Source organism: Sphingomonas flavida, from assembly GCF_036663655.1.
Taxonomy (GTDB): Bacteria; Pseudomonadota; Alphaproteobacteria; order Sphingomonadales; family Sphingomonadaceae; genus Sphingomonas.
Window position 1 is genome coordinate 1 of record NZ_JAXOJH010000021.1, and the last position, 22,628, is coordinate 22,628.

24 protein-coding genes and 1 tRNA gene are annotated in these 22,628 nt (G+C 67.2%); 11 read left to right on the forward strand and 14 right to left on the reverse strand.

What is annotated here, in order from left to right:
- Positions 1–351 precede the first annotated feature (351 nt).
- Positions 352–1,344: an AraD1 family protein gene (araD1, locus tag U1703_RS16800; protein ID WP_332786620.1), complete on the reverse strand. Its 993-nt coding sequence runs from the start codon at positions 1,342–1,344 to the stop codon at positions 352–354.
- Positions 1,345–1,412: 68 nt separating this feature from the next.
- Positions 1,413–2,936, reverse strand: coding sequence for an aldehyde dehydrogenase (NADP(+)) (locus U1703_RS16805; RefSeq protein WP_332786621.1), 1,524 nt, complete (start codon positions 2,934–2,936; stop codon positions 1,413–1,415).
- 110 nt (positions 2,937–3,046) lie between these two features.
- Here U1703_RS16805 and U1703_RS16810 point away from each other — a divergent pair, with 110 nt between their 5' ends.
- Positions 3,047–3,817, forward strand: a complete 771-nt coding sequence (locus tag U1703_RS16810) for a FadR/GntR family transcriptional regulator (protein WP_332786622.1) — start codon at positions 3,047–3,049, stop codon at positions 3,815–3,817.
- Positions 3,818–3,925: 108 nt separating this feature from the next.
- On the opposite strand, the gene U1703_RS16815 is transcribed toward U1703_RS16810, so the two are convergent.
- Genes U1703_RS16815 through U1703_RS16825 form a run of 3 tightly spaced genes read right to left on the reverse strand, consistent with a single transcriptional unit; the run spans position 3,926 to position 6,764 of the window.
- Positions 3,926–4,789, reverse strand: coding sequence for an SMP-30/gluconolactonase/LRE family protein (locus U1703_RS16815; protein ID WP_332786623.1), 864 nt, complete (start codon positions 4,787–4,789; stop codon positions 3,926–3,928).
- Between the two features lie 29 nt (positions 4,790–4,818).
- Positions 4,819–5,604, reverse strand: coding sequence for a D-xylose 1-dehydrogenase (xylB, locus tag U1703_RS16820; RefSeq protein ID WP_332786624.1), 786 nt, complete (start codon positions 5,602–5,604; stop codon positions 4,819–4,821).
- Between the two features lie 14 nt (positions 5,605–5,618).
- A complete protein-coding gene (locus U1703_RS16825) occupies positions 5,619–6,764 on the reverse strand; it encodes a fumarylacetoacetate hydrolase family protein (protein ID WP_332786625.1) in 1,146 nt (381 codons plus the stop codon).
- Positions 6,765–6,964: 200 nt separating this feature from the next.
- Between U1703_RS16825 and U1703_RS16830 the strand changes: the two genes are divergently transcribed.
- Positions 6,965–7,342, forward strand: a complete 378-nt coding sequence (locus U1703_RS16830) for a hypothetical protein (RefSeq protein ID WP_332786626.1) — start codon at positions 6,965–6,967, stop codon at positions 7,340–7,342.
- Positions 7,343–7,406: 64 nt separating this feature from the next.
- On the opposite strand, the gene U1703_RS16835 is transcribed toward U1703_RS16830, so the two are convergent.
- Both U1703_RS16835 and U1703_RS16840 read right to left on the reverse strand, forming a co-directional pair.
- Positions 7,407–9,212, reverse strand: a complete 1,806-nt coding sequence (locus U1703_RS16835; protein WP_332786627.1) for an IlvD/Edd family dehydratase — start codon at positions 9,210–9,212, stop codon at positions 7,407–7,409.
- A 13-nt stretch (positions 9,213–9,225) separates the two neighbouring features.
- Positions 9,226–10,320, reverse strand: a complete 1,095-nt coding sequence (locus U1703_RS16840; protein WP_332786628.1) for an aldose epimerase family protein — start codon at positions 10,318–10,320, stop codon at positions 9,226–9,228.
- 184 nt (positions 10,321–10,504) lie between these two features.
- Between U1703_RS16840 and U1703_RS16845 the strand changes: the two genes are divergently transcribed.
- Both U1703_RS16845 and U1703_RS16850 read left to right on the forward strand, forming a co-directional pair.
- Positions 10,505–11,815 carry a sugar MFS transporter gene (locus tag U1703_RS16845; RefSeq protein ID WP_332786629.1) on the forward strand — a complete coding sequence of 437 codons (1,311 nt, stop codon included), beginning with the start codon at positions 10,505–10,507 and terminating at the stop codon, positions 11,813–11,815.
- Between the two features lie 142 nt (positions 11,816–11,957).
- Positions 11,958–12,572: a DUF1826 domain-containing protein gene (locus U1703_RS16850; protein WP_332786630.1), complete on the forward strand. Its 615-nt coding sequence runs from the start codon at positions 11,958–11,960 to the stop codon at positions 12,570–12,572.
- 126 nt (positions 12,573–12,698) lie between these two features.
- On the opposite strand, the gene U1703_RS16855 is transcribed toward U1703_RS16850, so the two are convergent.
- From U1703_RS16855 to U1703_RS16875, 5 genes are read right to left on the reverse strand one after another with little or no spacing between them, the layout of a single operon-like run.
- On the reverse strand, positions 12,699–14,042 hold the full coding sequence (locus U1703_RS16855; RefSeq protein WP_332786631.1) for a copper resistance protein B: 1,344 nt from the start codon (positions 14,040–14,042) through the stop codon (positions 12,699–12,701).
- Positions 14,039–15,835 carry a copper resistance system multicopper oxidase gene (locus tag U1703_RS16860; protein ID WP_443025830.1) on the reverse strand — a complete coding sequence of 599 codons (1,797 nt, stop codon included), beginning with the start codon at positions 15,833–15,835 and terminating at the stop codon, positions 14,039–14,041. The genes U1703_RS16855 and U1703_RS16860 overlap by 4 nt, the downstream gene beginning before the upstream one ends.
- A 32-nt stretch (positions 15,836–15,867) precedes the next feature.
- Positions 15,868–16,431 (reverse strand): RNA polymerase sigma factor, encoded by a 564-nt coding sequence (locus U1703_RS16865; RefSeq protein ID WP_332786632.1) that lies wholly within the window; start codon positions 16,429–16,431, stop codon positions 15,868–15,870.
- A gap of 8 nt (positions 16,432–16,439) precedes the next feature.
- A complete protein-coding gene (locus tag U1703_RS16870) occupies positions 16,440–16,874 on the reverse strand; it encodes a periplasmic heavy metal sensor (protein WP_332786633.1) in 435 nt (144 codons plus the stop codon).
- A 5-nt stretch (positions 16,875–16,879) separates the two neighbouring features.
- Positions 16,880–17,176 (reverse strand): hypothetical protein, encoded by a 297-nt coding sequence (locus tag U1703_RS16875; RefSeq protein WP_320453883.1) that lies wholly within the window; start codon positions 17,174–17,176, stop codon positions 16,880–16,882.
- Between the two features lie 58 nt (positions 17,177–17,234).
- On the opposite strand from U1703_RS16875, the gene U1703_RS16880 reads away from it, so the two are divergent.
- The 6 genes from U1703_RS16880 (at position 17,235) to U1703_RS16905 (ending at position 20,873) form a co-directional block, all read left to right on the forward strand.
- Complete coding sequence (locus U1703_RS16880) at positions 17,235–17,642, forward strand: DUF6508 domain-containing protein (protein ID WP_332786634.1); 408 nt, start codon at positions 17,235–17,237, stop codon at positions 17,640–17,642.
- A gap of 60 nt (positions 17,643–17,702) precedes the next feature.
- Positions 17,703–18,026 (forward strand): helix-turn-helix domain-containing protein, encoded by a 324-nt coding sequence (locus tag U1703_RS16885; protein WP_332786635.1) that lies wholly within the window; start codon positions 17,703–17,705, stop codon positions 18,024–18,026.
- The gene (locus U1703_RS16890) at positions 18,023–19,267 is read left to right on the forward strand and encodes a type II toxin-antitoxin system HipA family toxin (RefSeq protein ID WP_332786636.1); all 1,245 of its coding nucleotides are present in this window, start codon (positions 18,023–18,025) and stop codon (positions 19,265–19,267) included. The genes U1703_RS16885 and U1703_RS16890 overlap by 4 nt, the downstream gene beginning before the upstream one ends.
- A 48-nt stretch (positions 19,268–19,315) precedes the next feature.
- Entirely contained in the window at positions 19,316–19,729 is a 414-nt protein-coding gene (locus U1703_RS16895; protein WP_332786637.1) for a hypothetical protein, read from the forward strand.
- Between the two features lie 83 nt (positions 19,730–19,812).
- Positions 19,813–20,277, forward strand: coding sequence for a hypothetical protein (locus U1703_RS16900; RefSeq protein ID WP_332786638.1), 465 nt, complete (start codon positions 19,813–19,815; stop codon positions 20,275–20,277).
- A gap of 110 nt (positions 20,278–20,387) precedes the next feature.
- Positions 20,388–20,873, forward strand: coding sequence for a site-specific integrase (locus U1703_RS16905; RefSeq protein ID WP_332786639.1), 486 nt, complete (start codon positions 20,388–20,390; stop codon positions 20,871–20,873).
- 193 nt (positions 20,874–21,066) lie between these two features.
- On the opposite strand, the gene U1703_RS16910 is transcribed toward U1703_RS16905, so the two are convergent.
- A tRNA-Val gene (locus U1703_RS16910) sits at positions 21,067–21,141 on the reverse strand.
- Positions 21,142–21,185: 44 nt separating this feature from the next.
- Positions 21,186–21,563 carry a cell cycle two-component system response regulator CpdR gene (cpdR, locus tag U1703_RS16915; protein WP_332786640.1) on the reverse strand — a complete coding sequence of 126 codons (378 nt, stop codon included), beginning with the start codon at positions 21,561–21,563 and terminating at the stop codon, positions 21,186–21,188.
- A 109-nt stretch (positions 21,564–21,672) separates the two neighbouring features.
- Here cpdR and U1703_RS16920 point away from each other — a divergent pair, with 109 nt between their 5' ends.
- A complete protein-coding gene (locus tag U1703_RS16920) occupies positions 21,673–22,521 on the forward strand; it encodes an N-formylglutamate amidohydrolase (protein ID WP_332786641.1) in 849 nt (282 codons plus the stop codon).
- Positions 22,522–22,628 lie beyond the last annotated feature (107 nt).

Here is a 22,628-nt window from a genome sequence, read left to right on the forward strand (position 1 = left end):
TTACCACCCCGTTCCCAGGGCTTCCAGCGCGCCAGTCTGTCGTAGCTGCACCGGTCAGTCGTTGCGACCACCGCTGCGGTGAAACCCCTCTAGGCCGAGGTCCCGGACCGGTCAACAACGGATTTTCATTTTTCTGCAAAAAACTGGCGAAACCGTTACCGATTAAAGACTTAGCAGGTGCTGCCGAACGCTCCTGCTTCGGAACCTTATCCCCGATCGGGCGTGCAAATCCGAATCACGGCGTCCAAACCGGTCGAATCAAGGCGAGGATCACGGTCCGGATGCAAAAGGGGCACCCTTTCCCGCAGGAAAGAGCGCCCCTTCTGATTTCAGCGGGTCAGAAAACGCAGCTCAGAGGAGTCCGACCGTCACCGGCGTGTCATCGCTGCGCTTCAGCGGATTGGCGAGCGGTAGGGTGAAGGGCGCCGCCGAAATCTCGAACACATCGCCCTCCTCGGTGCGGATGCCGTCCGAGAAGGAGAGCGTCGCGGTGCCGAAGAAGTGCACATGGACATCGCCCGGACGACGGAACAGCGCATATTTGAAATGGTGATGCTCGAGGTTCGCCAGGCTGTGCGACATGTTCGCCTCGCCCGACAGGAACGGCTTTTCCCAGATGGTCTGGCCGTCGCGGGCGATCTTGCTGGTCCCCTCGATATGCTCGGGCACTTCGCCGAGCAGCAGCTCGGCACCGAGCGCGGCCGGACGCAGCTTGGAATGGGCCAGCCACAGATAATTGTGCCGCTCGGTCACATGGTCGGAGAACTCGTTGGCGAGGCACAGGCCCAGGCGATGCGGGGTGCCGTCGGGTCCGATCAGATAGATGCCCGCCAGTTCGGGCTCTTCGCCGCCATCCTGCGCGAAGGCAGGCATTTCCAGCGCCGCGCCGGGACCGACCAGCTGGGTGCCGTCGCCCTTGTAGAACCATTCCGGCTGCTGGCCGACCTGGCCTTCGCCGGGCTTGCCGCCCTCGACGCCTTCCAGGAACATACGCATGGAGTCCGTCTGGTGCGCAGCGGCCGCCGCATCGCGGTGCATCTTGTCGCGCCCCTCGGCCGAGCCGAGATGGGTCAGGCCGGTGCCGGTCATCACGCAGTGTGCGGGGTCTTCATGGTCGACCGGCGCGATCAGATGACCCGCCGCCAGCTCGGCCGCGAGATCGGCACTCTTGCCTTCACCACAGGCCAGCGCGGTTTCGAGCAGCGTCTTGCCCTCGGCGATCGCGCGCTGGGCCAGTGCGACGACGCTCTCGACGCCCGGCACGAACGCGGCCTGGTCGCCCCGCGCCAGAATGACCGAACGGGTTCCATCGGGCGCACGGTGTTGCAACAGACGATCAGCCATCAAATCCTCCCCTATATTCTATCAACAAAAAGGGGCGCGGACCCAGTCGGCCCGCGCCCCGTCATTCCTTAGCCCGGCTGGCCGTCGACCAGGCGGGGCAGCGTGCCCGCCGCTTCGTCCTTGAGATCCTGAGGCAGCAGCGCCGCACTGAGGTTCTGATAGGAGACCGGGCGCAGATAGCGGTCGATCGCCATGCTGCCGACCGAGGTCGTGCGTGCGTCCGACGTCGAGGGGAACGGCCCGCCATGGACCATGGCGTGCGCCACCTCGACGCCCGTCGGCCAGCCATTGGCGAGGATACGACCCGCCTTGCGCTCGAGCACCGGCACCAGCCGTGCAGCCATGTCGGTATCGCCCTCGTCCATCTGGATGGTCGCGGTCAGCTGACCCTCGGCGGCCTTGAGCACGGCGGTCAGTTCCGCCTCGTCGCGGCAGCGGACCAGGATCGACGATGCGCCGAACACTTCATGACCCAGCGCCTCGTCCGCCAGGAACGCCTGAGCGGTGGTCTGGAAGAAGGCCGCGCGACCGGCGGTGATGCCCTCGCCCACTTTCCCTTGCGCCACCGTCTCGACCTTGTCGTGACCGGCGAGCGTCTCCGATGCCTTGGTATAGGCGGCATGGATGCCCGGCGTCAGCATGGTCTGCGCCGCAGCGTCGGTCAGCGCGGTGCGGGCCGCCTCGACAAATGCGTCCAGCCCTTCGCCCTCGATGGCGAGCAGCAGGCCCGGATTGGTGCAGAACTGGCCAGCGCCCATGGTCAGCGAGCCGACAAAGGCGGTGCCGAGCGCTTGCCCGCGCGCCTTCAGCGCTTCCGGCATCAGCACGACCGGGTTGATGCTCGACATTTCGGCATAGACGGGAATCGGCACGGGCCGTTCCTGGGCGATCTTGACCAGCGCCAGGCCACCGGCGCGCGAGCCGGTGAAGCCGACCGCCGCGATACGCGGATCACGGACCAGCGCGGCGCCCAGATCGTTGCTGGGGCCGGTCAGGTGGCTGAACACGCCCTTGGGCAGGCCGCACGCTTCGACCGCCCGCTCGATCGCCGCGGCGACGAGCGCGCCGGTCTGCGGATGGGCGGGATGGCCCTTCACCACGACCGGGCAACCGGCGGCCAGCGCCGACGCCGTATCACCACCGGCGGTCGAGAAGGCGAGCGGGAAGTTCGAAGCACCGAACACCGCGACCGGGCCGAGCGGCACCATGCGCAGGCGCAGATCGGGGCGCGGCAGCGGCTGGCGGTCGGGCATGGCGGGGTCGACGCGGACCTGCAGATAGGCCCCGGCGCGCAGCACCTTGGCGAACAGGCCCAGCTGGCCGACGGTACGGCCACGCTCGCCCTCCAGGCGCGCGCGCGGCAGGCCGCTCTCGCGCATCGCGGCTTCGATCAGACCATCACCGATGGCCATGATCTCGGCACCGATCTTGTCGAGGAACACGGCACGCTCTTCGCGGGTCGTGGCGCGATAGACGTCGAACGCCTCCTCGGCGGCTGCGCAGGCCGCGTCGACATCGGCCGGTCCGTGCACCGCAAAGGCGTCGCCCACCGGCTGGCCGGTGGCGGCGTCGATCGAACGGAAATCGGTCATAGGGGAAGCTCCTTTATATTACTCCGACATATTAGTTTGACGGAGCGATGGCAATGTTAAAGGTTGTGCGCGAAGATGGGGGCGGAGAGGTAGACGCGATGGATGACAGCATGACGAAGGGCGACCGATCGCCCGAGCCCGTGGCCGACACGCCACCCGAGGAGGCAGCACCCAAGGCCAGGCGCGGCACCGGCCGCCGCCTGCACGGTGCGATCGCACACAAGCTGGGCGCGGCGATCGTCTCGGGCGAATATCGCCCCGGCGATACGCTGTCGGGCGAGGTCGCCTTTTCCGAAGCGCTCGACGTGTCGCGCAGCGCCTATCGGGAGGCGGTACAGGTGCTGAGCGCCAAGGGACTGGTTGAAAGCCGCCCCAAGACGGGCACCCGCGTCCTGCCGCGCCACCGCTGGAACCTGCTCGACCCCGATGTCCTTGCCTGGGCCTTTTCGGGCGAGCCGGACATTCATTTCGTTCGCAGCCTGTTCGAGCTGCGCGCGATCGTCGAGCCTGCCGCCGCGCGGCTGGCGGCCGAGCGGCGAGACAAGGCGGACCTGAAGGACATGCGCGAGGCCCTCGCCGCAATGCGCCGCCATACGCTGGCGACCGAGGCGGGGCGGACGGCCGACCGGGATTTCCACAATGCGGTGCTGGCTGCGACGCGCAACGACGCGCTGGTCGTGCTGAGCGCCAGCATCGGCGCGGCGGTCGCCTGGACCACCCAGTTCAAGCAGCGGGCGCGCGCGCTGCCCCGCAATCCGGTGCCCGACCATGTGAAGGTCTATGACGCGATCGCCGCGGGCGATGTCGAGGCGGCGGGAGAGGCGATGCGGTTGCTCGTCGACCTGGCGCTGGAAGATACCCGCAGCGCGATGGAGGGATAAGAAGGCCCGCCCCCGTGGAGGGAGCGGGCCACCCGAGACGCCGGGTTCGGGAAAGGAATCGTCCTTCACCCTGTTCCTCCTCTTGCAGGGGAGGAATCAGGAACTGCCTCAGAACGCCGCGCGGTTGAGCGGCTTGGCGGGGACGGTCACGCGGAAGGTGAAGATGTCCCCCGCCTGGACCTGCTCGGCCAGTTGCTCGTCGGACAGCCCCTGCCGCGCCGTCGTGGCATAGGCGGTGCGGCCATCGGGGCCGCCCAGCGCGATCTTGGTGATGTTCGACACGGGGAAACGAACCTCGTCGGTCAGCACCCCGTCCGGGCCATAGCGACGCGCGGCCCAGCCGCCATAGAAGCCCACCCACACGCCGCCTTCGGCATCGCAGATCGCGCCGTCGGGATGGCCGTCCGCATCGCCGAAGCGTGCGAACTCGGTCGCGGGGCCCAGCGTGCCGTCGGCCAGGATCGAATGCGCCAGGATCACCTTGCCCAGCGTATCGACATGATAAAGCGTCGAATCATCGGGCGAGATGGCGGGGCCGTTGGTAATGCACACCGCCGCCGCGCTGGACGGCGAAACCAGCCCGGCGACCCAGCTGAACAGACGCCCCGACTTGGCCGTCTCGTCATTGTCCATCGTGCCGAACCAGATTCGCCCCTGCCCGTCGACGCATGCGTCGTTCAGGCGATTGGCGGGCAGATGCGTATCGACCTCGGCCATGCGCTCGAACGCGCCGGTCGCGGGATCGAAGTGATGCGGCCCGGATTTCAGCCCGGCCACGAAGCCGCCGCGCTGCGCCGGCACGATCCAGCCGACCATTTCGGGCGAGGCCCAGTGATCGAGCGTGCCCGCGACCGGATCATGGGCATAGACGCGCTGCTGCTTGATATCGACGAACCACAAAGCGTCATCGACCCAGATGGGCCCCTCGCCCAGCGTCGCGCCCACCGTCAGGCAATGTTCGGCCTGCTGCATCACTCTCTCCTATGCTCTCGCGCCGTGTCTTATCGCCAACCGGCGTCGATGAAATAGTCGTGGCCGGTGCACATCTTCGCATCGTCCGACGCCAGGAACAGCACCAAAGCCGCCACGTCCGACGGCTGGATGCGCCCGTCCAGGCATTGCGCCGCGACGATCTCCGCCTCGCCCTCGGGCGTGTACCATTTTTCCTGGCGGGGCGTCTGGACGTTGCCCGGCACGATGGTGTTCACGCGGATATTCTCGCGACCCAGGTCGCGCGCCAGGCTGCGGGTCAGGCCTTCGATCGCGGCCTTGCACGTCTGGTAGAGGACCAGGTCGTTCAGACCCAGATGCCAGCTGATCGACCCGAAGTTCAGGATCGCGCCGCCCCCGGCCCGCTTCATCGCGGGGATCACCGCCTGCGCGGCGAAGAACTGGTGGCGCAGATTGACGTTCAGCCGCTCGTCCCAATAGGCAGGCGTCACGTCCGCGATGCTGTGGCGATCGTCATTGCCCGCATTGTTGACCAGGATGTTGACGCCGCCCAGCGCGGCTTCCAGATCGGCGAAGATCGCCTTCAGGCTGTCCAGGTTGGTCAGGTCGCAGCGACGATGGATCGGCGCATGGCGGGCATCACCCGACAGACGGTCGACCAACGCCTGGCTGGCATCCTCCGCAATGTCGACGAACGCGACGCGGGCGCCCTGCGCCACGAACGCCTCGACCAGCCCCTCACCGATCCCGGAGCCGCCGCCGGTGATGATGACGCGCTTGTCGATCAGGCTGGGATAGCGCGCGACCGTGTCGGCCGCGCTGGTCTTCTGCAACATCGAAATCGTCTCCGTCACAACAGGCCGCGCTTGGCCAGATTGCGCATCAGGTCGCCCAGACCGAAGGTCCAGGCGGGGGCGTCGGCCGAGGTCATCACCGGATTGACCAGCGTGCCCAGACGCGGGTTGGTGATGACGACCGTGTCGCCGACCTTGTGGGTGAAGCCGCGGCCCGGCTCGTCGCGGTCCTGGGTCGGCGCGAACAGCGTGCCCAGGAACAGGACCAGCCCGTCCGGATAGTGATGCTCGCTCAGCGCCTGACCGAGCAGGTCCTCCGGATCGCGGCTGATCTGATCCATCGAGCTTGCACCCTCCAGCACATAGCCGTCGGTGCCGGTGATGGTCAGCTTGACCTCGCTCGACCGGACATCGTCCATGGTGAAGCCGTCGTCGAACAGGCGGACCAGCGGACCCAGCGAGCAGGACGCGTTATTGTCCTTCGCCTTGCCGAGCAGCAGCGCCGAGCGCCCCTCGAAATCGCGCAGGTTCACGTCGTTGCCCAGCGTCGCGCCGACCGCCTTGCCATGCGCATCGGCGACCAGCACCACCTCGGGCTCCGGATTGTTCCAGGTCGAGTCGGAGCGGACGCCGACCGGCATCCCCCAGCCCACCGTCGACAGCACCGGCGACTTGGTGAAGATCTCGGCATCCGGGCCGATCGCGACCTCCAGATATTGCGACCACAGTCCCTCGGCGATCAGCGCGTCCTTCAACTGCGCGGCTTCGGGCGAACCGGGTACGACCGAGCGGATATTGCCGCCCAGCGCCGCCTCCAGCGTACCGCGAAGGCCCGCCGCCTTGGCATGGTCGCCGCGCGCCCGCTCCTCGATCACCCGCTCCAGCGCGGACACGGCAAAGGTCACGCCCGCCGCCTTCACGCATTGCAGGTCGATCGGCGACAACAGCCGGTTGGCCGCGCCCGCGTCCGGCGACAGGTCCAGCTCGACCAGCTCGCCCAGCGGCTCGCCCTGCACCGGATCGATCGCGCCACCCGCCAGCAGATTGGCGACGGTCGGGGCGACGCGGCTCATGTCATAAACCTGTCCCTCGACCACCAGGATGGGGCAAGGCCCCTCGCCCCGGTCGATCCGGCCGACAAAACGCCCCTCGCGCCAGTCATCCGGCAACGCGCCGATCAGGTCGATGGTATTGCTTGGCATAACATCCTCTCCGCCATTCTTGTTAGCGGTATCGATTGCCGCTGTTCACAGGTCAAGGCCTCGCTCGCGCGGCGCCGGCGAGGCCCCCGCGGCGTGTCCGGGCGAGACAGGCATGCGCCGAAGCTCGATTGGCCCGCGGCGATTTTGCCTCTATTCATGGTCAGGATGACATCATCTGACGAAGAAACGCGTTTCGCCGTATGAGAGTGGACGACCCTGACTTCATCATCTGGATGGACGATCACCATATCGTGCAGGTCCGCACCAGCAACCTCTGGACCCAAGAAACCGCCGAGCGTTACTGGGCGGCGTTCCAACCGTTGCTGATCGAGTCGCGGGCCCGGTTGGGCGGTTGGGCCAAGGCACTGATCGATCGACGCGGCGCGCCCGTGATGACACCCGAAATGATCCACCGGATGCGCGACGGCATTGCCGAAAATTACCAGGCGAGCGACCGGCTTGCACTGGTCCTGGATTCCAGCCCGTTGAAATTGCAGGCGCGCCGGAACTACGCGCTGGAAAATTTCGAGGCCTTCCTGTCGTATGAAGCCGCGCTGGCCTGGCTGATCCATCACTGACCCGCCCCCGGTGGACGGCGAATGGCGGGCCGGGCGAAGATGATCCGCCCGGCCCGTCTCACCTTTAGTGGTTGTCGCGCGGCAGGCCCTGGGTCTGGGCGATGCGCTGATACTTCTCCGCACCCTCCAGGATCGCACCCGTCGACATCTGGCCGACGACCGAACGCTGGATTTCCTGCCACGGGGTCTGCGAGGCCGGGTATTTATACCCACCCGCCGCCGCCAGCACCTTGCGACGCTCGGCCAGTTCCTCGTCGGAGATCAGGATGTTGGCCGTGCCCTTGTTCAGGTCGATGCGCACCCGGTCGCCGGTTTCGATCAGCGCCAGGCCGCCCATCGCCGCCGCTTCCGGGCTGGCGTTCAGGATCGAGGGCGAACCGCTCGTGCCCGACTGGCGGCCGTCACCGATGCAGGGCAGCGCGTGCACGCCCTCGGTGATCAGATAGGCGGGCGGACGCATGTTGACGACTTCGGCCGCGCCCGGATAGCCGATCGGCCCCGCGCCGCGCATGAACAGCAACGTCTCGGGCGTGATGCCGGTCGCGGGATCGTCGATCCGGTGGTGATAATCCTCCGGTCCGTCGAACACGACCGCAGGCCCCTCGAACGCGTCGGGATCGTCCGGGTTGGACAGATAGCGTTCGCGGAACTCGGGCGAGATCACGCTGGTCTTCATGACGGCCGCGTCGAACAGATTGCCCGACAGGACGATGAAGCCCGCTTCCTCGACCAGCGGCTGGGCGAAGGGGCGGATGACCTTTTCGTCCTCGATCGCCTTGCCGCGGCAATTCTCGCCCATGGTCTTGCCGTTGACGGTCATCACGTCCTCGTGGATCAGGCCCTGCTCGATCAGCTGGTTGACCACGGCGGGGACGCCGCCGGCGCGGTAATAATCCTCGCCCAGATATTCGCCCGCCGGCTGCAGGTTCACGAGCAGCGGCACCTTGTGCCCCTCGGTCTCCCAGTCCTCGACCGGCAGGTCGACGCCGATGTGGCGCGCGATGGCGCACAGATGGATCGGCGCGTTGGTGGAGCCGCCGATCGCCGAGTTGACCTTGATCGCGTTGTGGAACGCTTCCCTGGTCAGGATGTCGGAGGGTTTCAGGTCTTCATGGACCATCTCGACGATACGCTTGCCGGTCAGATACGCGACTTCCTGGCGATCGCGATACGGCGCGGGGATCGCGGCCGAACCGGGCAGCGACATGCCCAGCGCTTCGGCCAGCGAGTTCATCGTCGTCGCGGTGCCCATCGTGTTGCAATAGCCGGTCGACGGCGCCGACGAGGCGACCAGGCGGATGAACTCGGCATCGTCGATCTCACCCGCCGCCAGCATCTGGCGCGCCTTCCACACGATGGTGCCCGAGCCGGTGCGCTCGCCCTTGTGCCAGCCGTTGAGCATCGGCCCGACCGACAGCGCGATCGCGGGGATGTTGACCGTGGCGGCGGCCATCAGCGCGGCCGGGGTCGTCTTGTCGCAACCGATGGTCAGGACGACGGCGTCAAGCGGATAGCCGTACAGCACCTCGACCAGGCCCAGATAGGCCAGGTTGCGGTCCAGGCCCGCGGTCGGGCGCTTGCCGGTTTCCTGGATCGGATGGACCGGGAATTCCAGGACGATGCCGCCCATTTCGCGCACGCCCTCGCGCACACGCTCGGCCAGCACCAGATGGTGGCGGTTGCAGGGGCTGAGGTCCGAGCCGGTCTGTGCGATGCCGATGATCGGCTTGCCCGACTGAAGCTCTTCCAGGCTGAGGCCGAAGTTCAGATACCGCTCCAGATAGAGCGCGGTCATGTCGATGTTTTCGGGATTGTCGAACCAGGCGCGGCTGCGCAGGCGCTGTGCCGTGGGGTTGGGCGTGTCGGTCATTTCAGGCTTTCGGTCAGCGAGCGGTGGAGAAGCGATAGATCATCGTGTGGCGATACGGCTTGTCCGGATCGACGCGCGGCGAGACGAAGTCGGGCTTGTTGGGCGAGTCCGGGAATTTCTGCGGCTCCAGCGCGATGCCGTCGCCCATGCGGTACAGATGCCCCTTCTTGCCGACATAGGTGCCGTCGAGGAAGTTGCCGGTATAGAATTGCACGCCCGGTTCGGTCGACAACACTTCGAGCACGCGGCCCGAGGCGGGGTCCTCCAGCCGTGCCGCCAGTTGCGGCGTCGCGGTCAGCCCCTTGTCGAGCGCAAAATTGTGATCATAGCCCTGGCCGTAGCGGATCTGCTGGTCGTTGCCGTCGCGAATGCCGTCGGCGACCACGCGGGGCTGGCGGAAGTCGAACACGGTGCCCTGCACCGGCTTGCGCTCGCCGGTCGGGATCAGCTTGGCGTCGACCGGCGTATAGGCGGCGGCCGGGATGGTCAGCTTGTGATAGGTCGCGCCGAGCGGCGAACCCTCGCCGTTCAGGTTGAAGATCGCGTGGTTTGTCATGTTGACGATGGTCGGCTTGTCGGTCTTCGCCTCGAACGCGATGGTCAGCGACCCCGCCTCGTCCAGCGAATAGGTGACGGTCGCATCGACCTTGCCCGGATAGCCCTGATCGCCGTCCGGGCTGGTCAGCGCCATCACCACGCTGGCGGTGGGGCCGTCCTTCATCGACACGATCCGCCAAAGATGCTTGTCGAAGCCCTTGGTCCCGCCGTGCAGCGAGTTGACCTTGTCGTTCAGCGTCAGCTGATAGGGCTTGCCGTCGAGCGTGAAGCGCCCCCCGCCGATGCGGTTGGCGAAGCGGCCCACGGTCACGCCGAAGAAATTGGGGTGGTTCACATAGTCTTCGGACTTGTCATAGCCCAGCAGGACGTCGGCGAGCTGGCCGTTGCGGTCGGGCGCCATCACTGCCTGGAGCGTCGCGCCATAGGTCAGGACGCGCGCCGACAGCCCGGCCTTGTTGGTCAGGGTCACCGCCTCGATCGCCGCACCGTCCGACGACTGGCCGGCGGGGGCACGCTTTGCCTCGCTCGCCAGAGCGGCTGTGGATGTCATTGCGGAGGTTACCGCTACCAATGTAAGAAGGCTCTTGATTGACGCCACCGACATGCCTCACCCTTTCGTCGCCAGACGCCATTGACGCGCCTTTTGCGTCACTATAGTCAGACAAAATATTAGGAGCAAGCCGGTCAACGAACATCTTTTGACGATGTTTCCCGGCGCGAAGGAGAGGAATGCCATGGCCGCACCACCCGTCACGTCCCGCGCCAACGGCGCTACGCCTGTCGGGGGAAGGGCCGCCAACTACCGGTCGGCGCTGACCCTGCTGGCCAGCCTGTTCTTCATGTGGGGCTTCATCACCGTCATCAACGGCGTCCTGCTGCCGCATCTGCGGTCGGTGTTCGAACTCGACTATACCCAGACCACGCTGATCGAGTCGGTCTGGTTCATCGCCTATTTCTTCGCCTCCATCCCCTCGGCCAAGCTGATCGAGCGGGTCGGCTATCAGAAGTCGATCGTCATCGGCCTGCTGATCATGGCCGCCGGCGCCATGGGCATGACGCTCGCCGCCAGCCTGCCCTCCTACGGCGTCACGCTGGTCATGCTGTTCGTGATCGCCAGCGGCATCACGCTGCTCCAGGTCGCGGCCAACCCCTATGTCACGGTCATCGGCCCGCCGGAGACCGGCTCGTCGCGCCTGAACCTGGTGCAGGCGTTCAACTCGCTGGGCACCACGCTCGCCCCGCTATTCGCCGGTTACCTGATCCTGGGCCGCAGCCGCAGCGGCACGGCGGAAGCAGGCGTCACCCTGACCCAGGCGCAGCGTTATGCCGACGCCCAGTCGGTCATCCTGCCCTATGTGCTGGTCGCGATCGTGCTGGTCGTGCTGGCCGTCGTCATCGCCCGCTTCCCGCTCCCCGCGCTGGGTTCCTCGACGCAGCGTGCGGCCAAGGCCGAGCGCAAGCAGCATTCGCTGTGGAAGCATCGCAACCTGACGCTCGGCATCCCGACGATGATCGCCTATCTGCTGGCGGAAATCGGCGTCGCCAACCTGTTCATCAACTTCGTGTCGCAGCCCAACATCGCCGCCGTCACGCATGACCAGGCCTCGCGCTATCTGTCGCTGCTGTGGGGCGGCATGATGATCGGCCGCTTCGTCGGCAGCTTCGTGATGCAGAAGGTCGCGCCGGAACGCGTGCTGACCGTCTTCGCCTTCGGTGCGCTGATCGTCGTCGCCATCGCCACCTTCACCACCGGCCCGGTGGCGATGTGGTCGCTGATCGCGGTGGGCCTGTTCCACTCGATCATGTTCCCGACCATCTTCACCCTCGCCATTCGTGGCCTGGGCCCGCTGACCGAGGAAGGCTCGGGCCTGATGATCATGGCGATCGCCGGTGGCGCGCTCGTGGTCGTGCAGGGCTGGCTGGCCGATCGTTACGGCCTGCAGAACTCGTTCTTCCTGACCATGGCGTGCGAAGTCGTCGTGCTCGCCTATGCGCTGTGGGGATCGAAGCCCGCCAAGATCTTCCCGGATAACGACGCCGCCTGAACCGCGACGTCCGACCGGACCTGAGGAAGGGGCGGTGCCGCGAGGCACCGTCCCTTTTTTCGTACACCTCCCCCACTGACTTGCTGACTTTACATTATGTTGTATCATAACATTGGTAATCATGCCTGGAGTCAGCGCGTCCGTGTTTTCCGATCTCGCCTTCCCTATTGCACCGCAGGCCGAAGCGGTGCCCGATCATGTGGCGATGGCCGATGAAGCCGCCGTGCTCGACGCGATCCATGATCCGGCGGTGACGCTGGCGGTGTGGGAGCGGCCCTCGCCGCTCGACCTGCCGGACCTGTCCATGCTGACGCCGATCCGCTTCGCGGCGGCCGCGCCGGAGGTCGAGGCAAGGCTGACCCAGATGCTGGCCACCGATGGCGCGGCGCAGCACTGGCACGGACCTCTGGCGCGGGACATCGGGCGGCTTGCCACCCGGTTCGCGTCCCTGTCGGGCGAAGAGCGGGTCGAGGTGCGGCTGGAGCGGGTGACGGGCAACGGGTGCTGGAAATTCCATGCCGACTATGTCGCGATGCGGCTGATCTGCACCTATGCGGGCCAGGCGACGCAGTGGCTGCCGCTCGGTGCTGATGCCGACACGCCGCCGCGCGCGCTGGCGACCGGCGATGTCGGCCTGTTCAAGGGGCGCGCGCTGGCGGGCGACCGGGCGATCATCCACCGCTCGCCGCCGATCGCCGGGACGGCCGAAGACCGGTTGCTGCTGGTGATCGACGCCGAATGGCTGGAGCGCGACTGACTGCTTCCAGGCGGCACCGGCCCGCTCCCCCACCCGGCCTCCCATCCAGAATATTCTGTGGGAGGCCGGGTGGGGGAGCGGGCCGGTGCCGCCAAATGCGCTTCCAGCGCATTTTTGAACAGCCATTCAGAACCAGGTGCGGATGCCCAGCGCCAACGCCGCGCCGCTGCCCGCCGCCGGGCCATAGCGCCGTTCCCAGTTCACCCCGACATAGGGGGCGAACTCGCGGGCGATCTCGTACCGCAGGCGCAGGCCCAGTTCGATATTGGACACGCCCGCCGCGATCCGCTGTTCGGGTACGTCCTGCGCGGCCAGATTCACCTCCAGCCGCGGTTGCAGGATCGCCCGCTGGGTCAGGCGCTGGTCGACCCAGGCCTCGGCACGAGCCAGGACCTCGCCCTTGTCGGACAGGAACAGCGCGCCCTCGATATCGAACCAATAGGGGGCCAAACCCTCGATGCCGATCACCGCATAGGTACGCCGCGCGCCCGACCCGACATCCTGACGCAGGCCCGCCTGGAGATTCCAATAAGGGTCGATCGCGCGGGCATAAAGTGCCTGCACCTCGGCCGCGCCGATGGTCCCGCCCAGCGTGCCCTCGCCCTCGGTCTTCACGACCAGCCGGTGAATGTCGCCGCCGAACCATCCCTCCCCGTCCCAGCGATAGCCGTCGCGGCCGTCGCGAACCTGGATTTCGGCGAGGTTGAACAAGATCTGCGAGAAGGGCATGCCGCCATGCTCGGCCCGCATCTGCGCGTTCGCGGCGGCCATGACGGCGGGGTCGTAGAACCGGTCCGCCGCCCTGTCGGTCGGGGCCGCCGGGGGCGGAGCATGGCCCACCATCCCCTGCCCCGCCACCATGCCCGGCATGGCACCGTGGTCCATCACCATCCCCGGCATGGTTGCCGCACCATCCTGTCCCTGGGTCGACACCGCCGAACGACAATGCCCCATCGCTTCATGCTCGGGCGTACAGACGGGTGCGCCGGGCTTGGAGGCCATGCCCGGCATCGTTCCATGATCCATCGCCATGCCCGGCATCCCACCATGGTCCATCACGGGAGCCTTGCCCTGCCGTCCCTGGGGCGACTCTGCCATGCGGCAGTGCCCCATCGCCTCATGCTCGGTCGTACAGGCGGATGCGCCGGACTTGGCGACCATGCCGGGCATCGCCCCATGGTCCATCGCCATGCCCGGCATCCCGCCATGCTCCTTGGCGGCGGCGCCCTGTGTTCGGACAGCCTTCCCCGTACCGCAATGCCCCATCGCAGCATGTTCGGGCGTACAGCCCGATACGCGACGGGGAGCGCTGCGCGGCTTTGCCTTCTTCACGACGGCCTTGGCGCGCGGCGCGGGTTGCTTGCGCGCCGGGGGCTTGGCCTTGGGCATCGTCATGCCGGGCATCGCCATGCCCGGCATCATGTCATGCTGATGCTGGGGTTCGGCGAGCAGGAGCGCGATCAGGATCATGCCGCGACCTCCGCCTTCGCATCGCGCCGGACCGTCACGACCTGCATCATACCCGCATGCATGTGATAGAGCATGTGGCAGTGAAAGGCCCAGTCGCCCTCCGCATCGGCGGTCAGGTCGAAGGTCACGGTACCGCCCGGCGCGACATTGACCGTGTGCTTGCGCGGCGCGTGATCGCCGTGCCCGGTCACCAGCTCGAAGAAATGGCCGTGCAGATGGATGGGATGCGCCATCATCGTATCGTTGACCAGGGTGACGCGCACCCGCTCGCCCAGCCGGAACGGGATCGGCGCGGTCACGGCGTTCAGCTTCACCCCGTCGAACGCCCACATGTAGCGTTCCATATTCCCGGTCAGGTGGATGGTCAGCGCGCGCGACGGCACCCGGACATCGGGATTGACGGCGATGCTCTTCAGGTCGCGATAGGTCAGCACCCGGTGGCCGACTTCGCCGAGCCCCTGGGGCGGCTCGCCGGTGCGGTCGACGGGCATCGGCGCGACCGTCTGCACCACGGGCGTGCGCGGCAGGCCCGGCGCATTGGCGAAGTCCCGCATGGAATGGCCCATGCCGCCATGGTCCATCTGGCCGTGCGCCATCCCCGTCATGCCGTCGGAGTTACAATGGCCCATCGCGGCGTGTTCGGGCATACAGCCCGCCGAACCACCGCCGCCGCCATGGTCCATGCCACCCATCCCCATATCCTTCATCGTCGCCAGCGGCCGGGGGCGCAGCGCGGGCACCGGCGCGACCATCCCCATGCGCGGGGCCAGCGTACCGCGCGCCATGCCCGATCGATCCCAGGTCTCGGCGACCAGCGTATAGGCCCGGTCGTCGGTCGGGGTGACGATCACGTCATAGGTCTCGGCCACGGCGATCTGCAGTTCGTCGACCGTCACCGGCTGCACCGCCAGCCCGTCCGCCTGCACGACGCTGAGCGTCAGGCCGGGAATGCGGATGTTGAAGTTGGTCATCGCCGAGGCGTTTATGATGCGCAGCCGCACCCGCTCGCCCGGCGAGAACAGGCCGGTCCAGTTGTCCGCCGGACCATGCCCGTTGACGAGGTAACGATAGGTCGATCCCGTCACGTCGGACACGTCGCTGGGGTCCATCCGCATCCGGCCCCAGTCCATCCGCTCGGCCAGGGGCTGGTCCCGGCCCGCCAGCAACCCCGCCAAAGTCTGCTTCTGATAGTTGAAATAGCCGCCCTGCATCTTCAGTCGCCGAAAGATCGCATGGGGGTGAAGCGGGCTGTGATCGGACAGCACGACCACATGCTCGCGGTCGGACATGATCGGATCGGGCCCGGCGGGGTCGATGACGATCGGACCGTAATGCCCTTCCTGCTCCTGCAAACCCGAATGGCTGTGATACCAGTAGGTCCCGGACTGGACGACCGGAAACTCATAGGTGAAGCGCCCGCCCGCCGGGATGCCTGGAAAGCTGATCCCCGGCACCCCGTCCATCTGAAAAGGCAGGAGCAGCCCGTGCCAGTGGATCGACGTCTCCTCGTCCAGGGCGTTGACCACGGTGATCCGCGCCCGCTGCCCCTCGCGCAGGCGGATCAGCGGGGCGGGCGTCGACCCGTTGATGCCGATCGCGTGATAGGGCTTGCCGTCGATCATCATGTGCTGGCGCGCGACGGTCAGGGTGATGTCGGGCCCGCTCAGTTCGGCGCGCGGCGACAGCCCGGGCGAATGGTGCTGCGCCCAAGCGGGCATGGCGGCCAGCGTGCCCAGGCCCACGCCACCGGCCAGCAGGTCACGGCGGCGCATCAACGTCGTGGAATCGGTCATGCCCCGCTATACGCATGCCGAAGCGCCTCCCCTCACCCCGTTCGTTCGCGCAGCACGGCGCGGGCCCGGCGAATGCGCAGTTCGACCGCCTTGGCGCTCAACCCCAGCGCCTCGCCCGCCTCGGCCTGGCTCAACCCCTCGACCGCACACAGTAGCAGCGGCGCGCGCAAGGCGTCGGGCAGCGCGTCGAGCGCGGCCAGCGTCCGGACCAGCGAATCGCGCTCGATCGCCGCCGCCTCCGCACCGATCCGGTCATCGGCCACCGCCTCGACCGCCTCGACCGGCAGGACGCGCGACAGCATCGCACGTACCCGCCGCCGCCGCGCCCAGTCCCGGCACTTGTTGAGCGCGATACGGCTGAGCCAGGCGCGAAAGGAGCGCGCCGCATCGAACCGCGCCAGCGCACCATGCGCCGCGACGAAGCTCTCCTGAACCAGGTCCAACGCTTCGTCGGCATCGCGGACATGCGCCAGGATCAGGCGGTACAGCGCCGCCTTGTGCCGGGTGACGAGCGCGGCATAGGCGCCCGGCCGCTCGCCCAGCGCCAACGCGACCAGATCGCCATCGGCCAGTCCCGCCAGGTCGCGGTCGCCCACGCGCCCGCTTAACCCGCCGTATCGGTCAGCTTGGCCACCACCAGCCGGTCGAAGGTCGCCGCCTGATCGGGGTGAAGCTGGGCGCGCATCGCAAAGACATGCGCCAGCGTCGCCTTTTGCAGGTCGCCCATCGACCGATGCACCGCGTCGATCGCCTGGGCGACGCGCGGGCCGTCACGATGCTCGGCCTCGATCGCGGCGGCCAGCCGGACATTGTCCGCCCGCAGCCGCGCCTGAAGCCCCGCGCGCGTGACCGCGAATTGCGCCTCAAGCTGGTCGAGCGCACCCTTCTGCCGCGCGTCGAGCGCGATCTCGCGGTGGACCAGCGCGTGCAGATCGCTAGGCGGCGGCGCGGCGGGCATCATCAACCGACATCCGACCCAGACCCCCGCCAGCGCCGCGATAAAGGCGATGACCATGGTCAGCAGATGGCGGCGCAACACCGCGCTCACCGGCCGAGCAGCAGGGTGGAGGGCGCAAGGCCGGTTTCCAGCCCGCTATCCAGCGCCGCGACCATAACCGGCGGACGCTCGCGCGCTTCGATCCGGCCCGCCATCACGCCCCCTCCGGCCACCCCCAGCAGCAGCGCCGCCCCGCCCGCCAGCACCAGGCCGCCGGAAAATCCCGTGTCGGCGCGGTCCGGAGCCGCGATCGCGGCGGCGATACGTCGCTCCACATCGTCCAGCGCCGCCGGGGTCGCATGGTGGGCCAGTCGGGCAAGGTCGCGGTCGAGCGGGTCGGTCATGATATAGCCATTACGCAAAAACGATGCCCGCCCCTCATGGCGCGGTTAGGATCAGCATATGGACATCGCCACGCTTCGCAACATCACCGCCTTCGCCCCCGTCCTGGCCGATCCCGCTTTCGTGGCCGGCGAATGGACCAAGCCGGAACGCTCGGCCGAGGGAGTCATCACCATGGCCTGGCTCCGGCTCTCCGATCCCGCCTCCGCCTCCGCCTTCGTCGCGGTAATCGCGACCGAGGATGTCGCGGCTCCTTATCACCGCCCGGTAACGGACGCGGCGCGCGCGACATTGCTGCGCCTGACCCAGGATCCCTCCGCGATCACCGATGCGACGGCCGACCAGATCGGCTGGGTCCTGACCTATCTGCTGCGCGCCGACCGTTTCGTCGAGGGATCGCTGGGCCACGCCTTCGACACCGGCCTGATGCTCGCGATCGCCCGGCGTGCTGCCGTGCTGACACAATAGAACCGTCCGTATATGGCCTCTAAAATTGCTAAAATGGTAATTACGGTCCATATACGGACGATGATGTACGCGCCGAGCGAGATTTCCGCAGAAATCGGCCAGAAGGTCCAGCGCCGCCGACTGACGATGAACCTGACACAGGTCGATGCGGCAGCCCGCGCCGGGGTCTCCTATCGCACTTGGCGGCGCCTGGAGACCGAGGGCAAGGCGTCGATCGACGACCTCGTCCGCGCGGCCGTGGCGCTACGGTGCGAGCAGGATCTGTTCGCCCTCTTCCCGGAGCCGGTGGCCAGTTCGATGGATGCGCTGCTGGAGCAAAACCGGATGACAGAACGCACTGCACCGAAGCGCCGCCGCCGGGCCGCGTCGAGGGCCACATCGTGAAGCTGAGGCCGGGGGCTCCGCTGGGGCTCGCACTGGCGTTCGACGATGCCGCGCCCGCTGCGCCAGCTGGCAGGATCGTGATGGCCAGTGGCGTCGCTCAGCTCGAATGGTCGCCCGACGTGATCCGCAGTGGCTTGTCAGTCGCTTCGCTGCTCTATCCGCCGGAACCAGGTTTGCATGCAGCGCGGAGCCGCTCGTTCGGCAGACTGCACGGCTTCCTGGCGGACAGCCTGCCCGACGCCTGGGGACGGCTGTTGCTGCGACGTCGCCTCGCCAGGATCGACGTCCAGTTCGACACGCTGAACCCGGTCGATCAGCTGGCGATCATCGGCGTCGGTGGCCGTGGCGCGCTGGTCTATCAGCCAGCCACTACACCCGACGAAGCGATCGGGACGATCGACCTAGATGCCCTGGCCGAGGAATCGCGGTTGCTCCTCGCCGGGAACGAGGGCGCACTGGTCGACACGCTGGCGGCGCTGGGGGGCGCGTCGGGCGGCGCTCGTCCCAAGGTCCATGTCGGCTTCGCCCCCGACGGTGCGATCAGCGTCGGCGAGGCCGCGGACGGCCATGACGCCTGGATCGTCAAGTTCCGCGCGACCGGCGATCCCGTCGATATCGGCCCGGTCGAGGAAGCCTATGCGCGCATGGCCCGGACCGCCGGACTGACGATCGCGGAATCCTGCGTTCTGCCCGAGCGCGATGGACCGGGCTATTTCGCGACGCGCCGCTTCGATCGACCGGCCCCCGGGCGCCGGCTGCACATGGTATCCCTCGCCGGGGCAGCCGAAGCCCCGTCCGAGATGCCGAGCCTCGACTATGACGGATTCCTGCGTGCGACTATGGCGATCACCCGCCATGCCGGCGACGTCGAACAAGCGTTCCGCCGCATGGTCTTCAACGTCCTGGCGCACAACCGCGACGATCACACCCGGCAGCACAGCTATCTGATGGGACCGAGCGGCGAGTGGCGGCTAGCCCCGGCCTATGACTTGACCTTCTCGGTTGGTCCAGGCGGCGAACACTATCTGGCGGTCGAAGGCGAAGGCCGCACCCCGACCCGCGCCCACGTCCTTGCGCTGGGCCGACGCCATGGCCTGTCGGATCGCGACATCGCCCGGATCATCGACCGGACGCGCGGCGCGCTGGCCGAATGGCCGGTCATCGCCGCCGATGTCGGCGTCACTGTCTCGCGACGCGAGATCGCGGATCGCCTGGAGGTCACCGACGACCACTTCGGTTGAGAAGAAGACCCTGCACGTGGGGGTTACCCACGTCAGGAAGGAAAAGACATGATGAGCATCGACGCGGACGCCGGCGGCACCGTCGCGATGACGCCGGGGACCGGCCCGGTCCTCCCCCAGGACATGATCGACGCGGCAACCGCCGACGCCATCCTGCGGCTCGACCGCAAGATCGCCCGTGCGATCCAGACGGACCGGGGCATCAACCTCAAGTCGGAGGATCTCGACCTCCTCACCCTGGTGGGTGCAGTGAACCTGCTTGGAAAGGCGCGAAGCGAAATCCTGAAGGAAAAAGCGCAGTGCCGGCACCGAAAGTTTTCTACCGCCGGGGTGAATTCCACCTCGATCACCTCCGGGGCAAGGGCGGCGAGGTCGTCAGCCCGAACCTCTACATCTGTTGGTACGACCCGGTCTCCGGCCGAATGCAGCGACGCAGCACGCGCGCAGATGATGTTCGGCTAGCGATCCAGGCGCTAGACCGTCACTATCTGGCGTGTCACCAGCCAGCCGACGACGACAAGGCGTCCTACACGATCCATCAAGCGATGATCGACTATTGGATACTGCACGGGTCCAAACGGTCCAGCGCCGATGCGATGCGGGCCCGGCTGAAGCTCGTAAGACGGTTTATCGGCCATGAGATCGAGACTGGAGTTCTACGTGAACCCGTGCTGCCAAAGGTGCTGCACAACGATTGGCTGACGCGATTTCGAGAATGGGGGAGCGAGATCGATCGGGTGACCCAGCGGCGGCGTGACCGGGAAACCGGGGAATGGACCGTGTCGAGGCGCGAACGGGCGAAGTCCACGGTCGAGGAGAGCATCATTCAGCTGAAGGCAGCCTTGCGGTTCAATGTGAAGCGTATGGAGGCGGTGCCCGAACTGAAGCACCTGCCCCGCGCCGCCGTGACGCCGGAGCGCAACTTCCGCCTCTCGCTCGACCAGATCGCCGAGATGCTCGACTATACGGCGGAAGGAGACCCGGAGCTCAGGCGCATCCGGCACGACTGATGCCACTGCGCCGCTACCTGATCGGTGCGATCTGCACGCTGGCGCGGCCGGATGCGCTCTACGACATCTCGGTGCGGCCCGACCGATAGCAATGGCACCGCAACGCCGGCGTGTTCGACCTCAACCCCGCGGGGCGGATCCAGACGCGCAAAAATCGACCAGCGCTCCCCGTCACATCGCTCCTGGCGAACTGGCTGGAGGCGACGGACGACCGGCTGGTCTGTCACGAGAGCGTGGCAGAGGAGGATGAGGACCGTTGGGTCGTTCAGCGGCCCGTGGCAGACGTCAAAAAGGCGTGGAGCGTCATGGCAAGGCGGTTCGGGGTGCCAGTTGGCTTCGGCCCCAAGCTGATGCGCCACAGCATGGCGACCTTGATCGCACAGCGTGGCGTCTCGCAGCAGGAAATCCCGCTGGCGCTCGGTCACGTGGTGCTGCCGCCATCGACGCGGCGCTACGTGATCTTCAGCCCGGCCTATCTCATCCAGACCAAGCAGGCGCTGGAGGACATTGCCTCCGAGCTGGCGCGGAAGATGGCGACGCCGCTTCACGCAAAACCCACGCAAGTCGATCCCGATGGACGGCGGCGGCAGGTATGATGGCCAGTCGTTTTCACGCCATCGCTGCCGTTCCCAATCCGCTGGCGCAGCCGCCCTAGTGCCCTCGAGGCCCCCGTAAACCCGGATGTTCCACTCGGCATGACACGCAAAAGGCACGCAAAACCGTGACGCGCAACTCGGGGGCCAGAAAACCAAAAACCCCGCTAAGCCGTTGGCCTAGCGGGGTTTTCGATGGTGGGCGTGGCAAGGATTGAACTTGCGACCCCTGCGATGTCAACACAGTGCTCTACCACTGAGCTACACGCCCGCCGGAGGCCGGGCAATTAGCAGTTTGGACGGGTCTGGCAAGCCCTAAATCGCGCCATCGACCGAATCCGGCAAAAAAAGTCGATCCACCTCCATCACCAGGTCGCGCAGGTGGAAGGGCTTGGACAGCACGCGCGCGTTGGGCACCGCCTGTCCTGCCTTCAGCGTGACGGCGGCGAAGCCGGTGATGAACATCACGCGCAGGTCGGGCACCATCGCGGCGGCGCGCTGGGCGAGTTCGATGCCGTCCATCTCGGGCATGACGATATCGGTGAGCAACAGGTCGAAGCGTTCGCTCTCCAGGAGCGGGATCGCCGCCGTGCCCCGGTCGACCGCCGACACCCGGTAACCCGACCGCGTCAGCGCCCGTGAGAGATATTCGCGCATGACCTCGTCGTCTTCGGCCAGCAGGATATGAAACATTGTTTGATCCCGATTCATCGTTCGGTCCGGTGTACCGGCGGGGCCGTTAAGAATTCCAGACCAGAAGCGCGACTTCCCTCGCCCTTTCGGTCGGATTAGGGTCGGTCGCATGGCTCACCCGAACCCCGGCGCGTCCTTCTACAGCCTCGATGGCGACGGGCCGGTCGTGATCTCGGTCCCGCATGGCGGGCGTGCCTATCCCGCTGGCATGACGGCCGATCTGCGCGTGCCGCTGTCGGCGGTCATGACGCTGGAGGACCGGCTGGTCGATCTGGTCGCGGAGGGCGCGCGCACCGCCCAGCCGATGCTGGTGCAGACCGTGCCGCGCGCGTGGATCGACCTGAACCGCGACGAGCGCGAGCGTGACGCCCTGATCGACGAAGGGGCCCGGATGGCGCCACGCTCCTCCGCCAAGCTGCGCAGCGGGTTGGGCCTTGTCCCGCGCCGGGTGGCGGGGCATGGCGATATCTGGAACCGGCGGTTCAGCGATGCCGAGATGCTCGCCCGGATCGCGGCCGACCACCGCCCCTATCATCAGGCGCTGGCGGAACGGCTGGCCGAGGCGCGCGCGCGATACGGCCTAGCAGTGTTGCTGGACCTGCATTCCATGCCGCCGCTGGGCGCACCGGGGATCGTGCCCCGGCTGGTGATCGGCGACCGCCACGGCACCACCGCCGCGACCCGCTTCATCCGCCGCATCGAGACGGAAGTACGCGCCAGCGGTTTCGCGGTCACGCGCAACACGCCCTATGCCGGGGGTCATATCGTCGAGCGGCAGGGCGATCCCCGGCGCGGTATCCACGCGGTCCAACTGGAACTCGATCGTTCGCTCTATCTCGATGCCGCGCTGGAGGCGCCGGGGCCCGGCTTCGACGCGACCGTGCTGCTCGTCCGTCGCATCCTGTCGGCACTCGCTGCCGAAGCGCTGGGCCAGGCCCACGCGCTCGCCGCCGAATAAAAAACCACCTCGCGCAAGGGGGAGAGCGCGAGGTGGCCAAGGTTCAGGGAGGAGACACGCTGAAAGCGTGTCGCACGACACCGCGAAAGGGGGGGACACGATGTCGT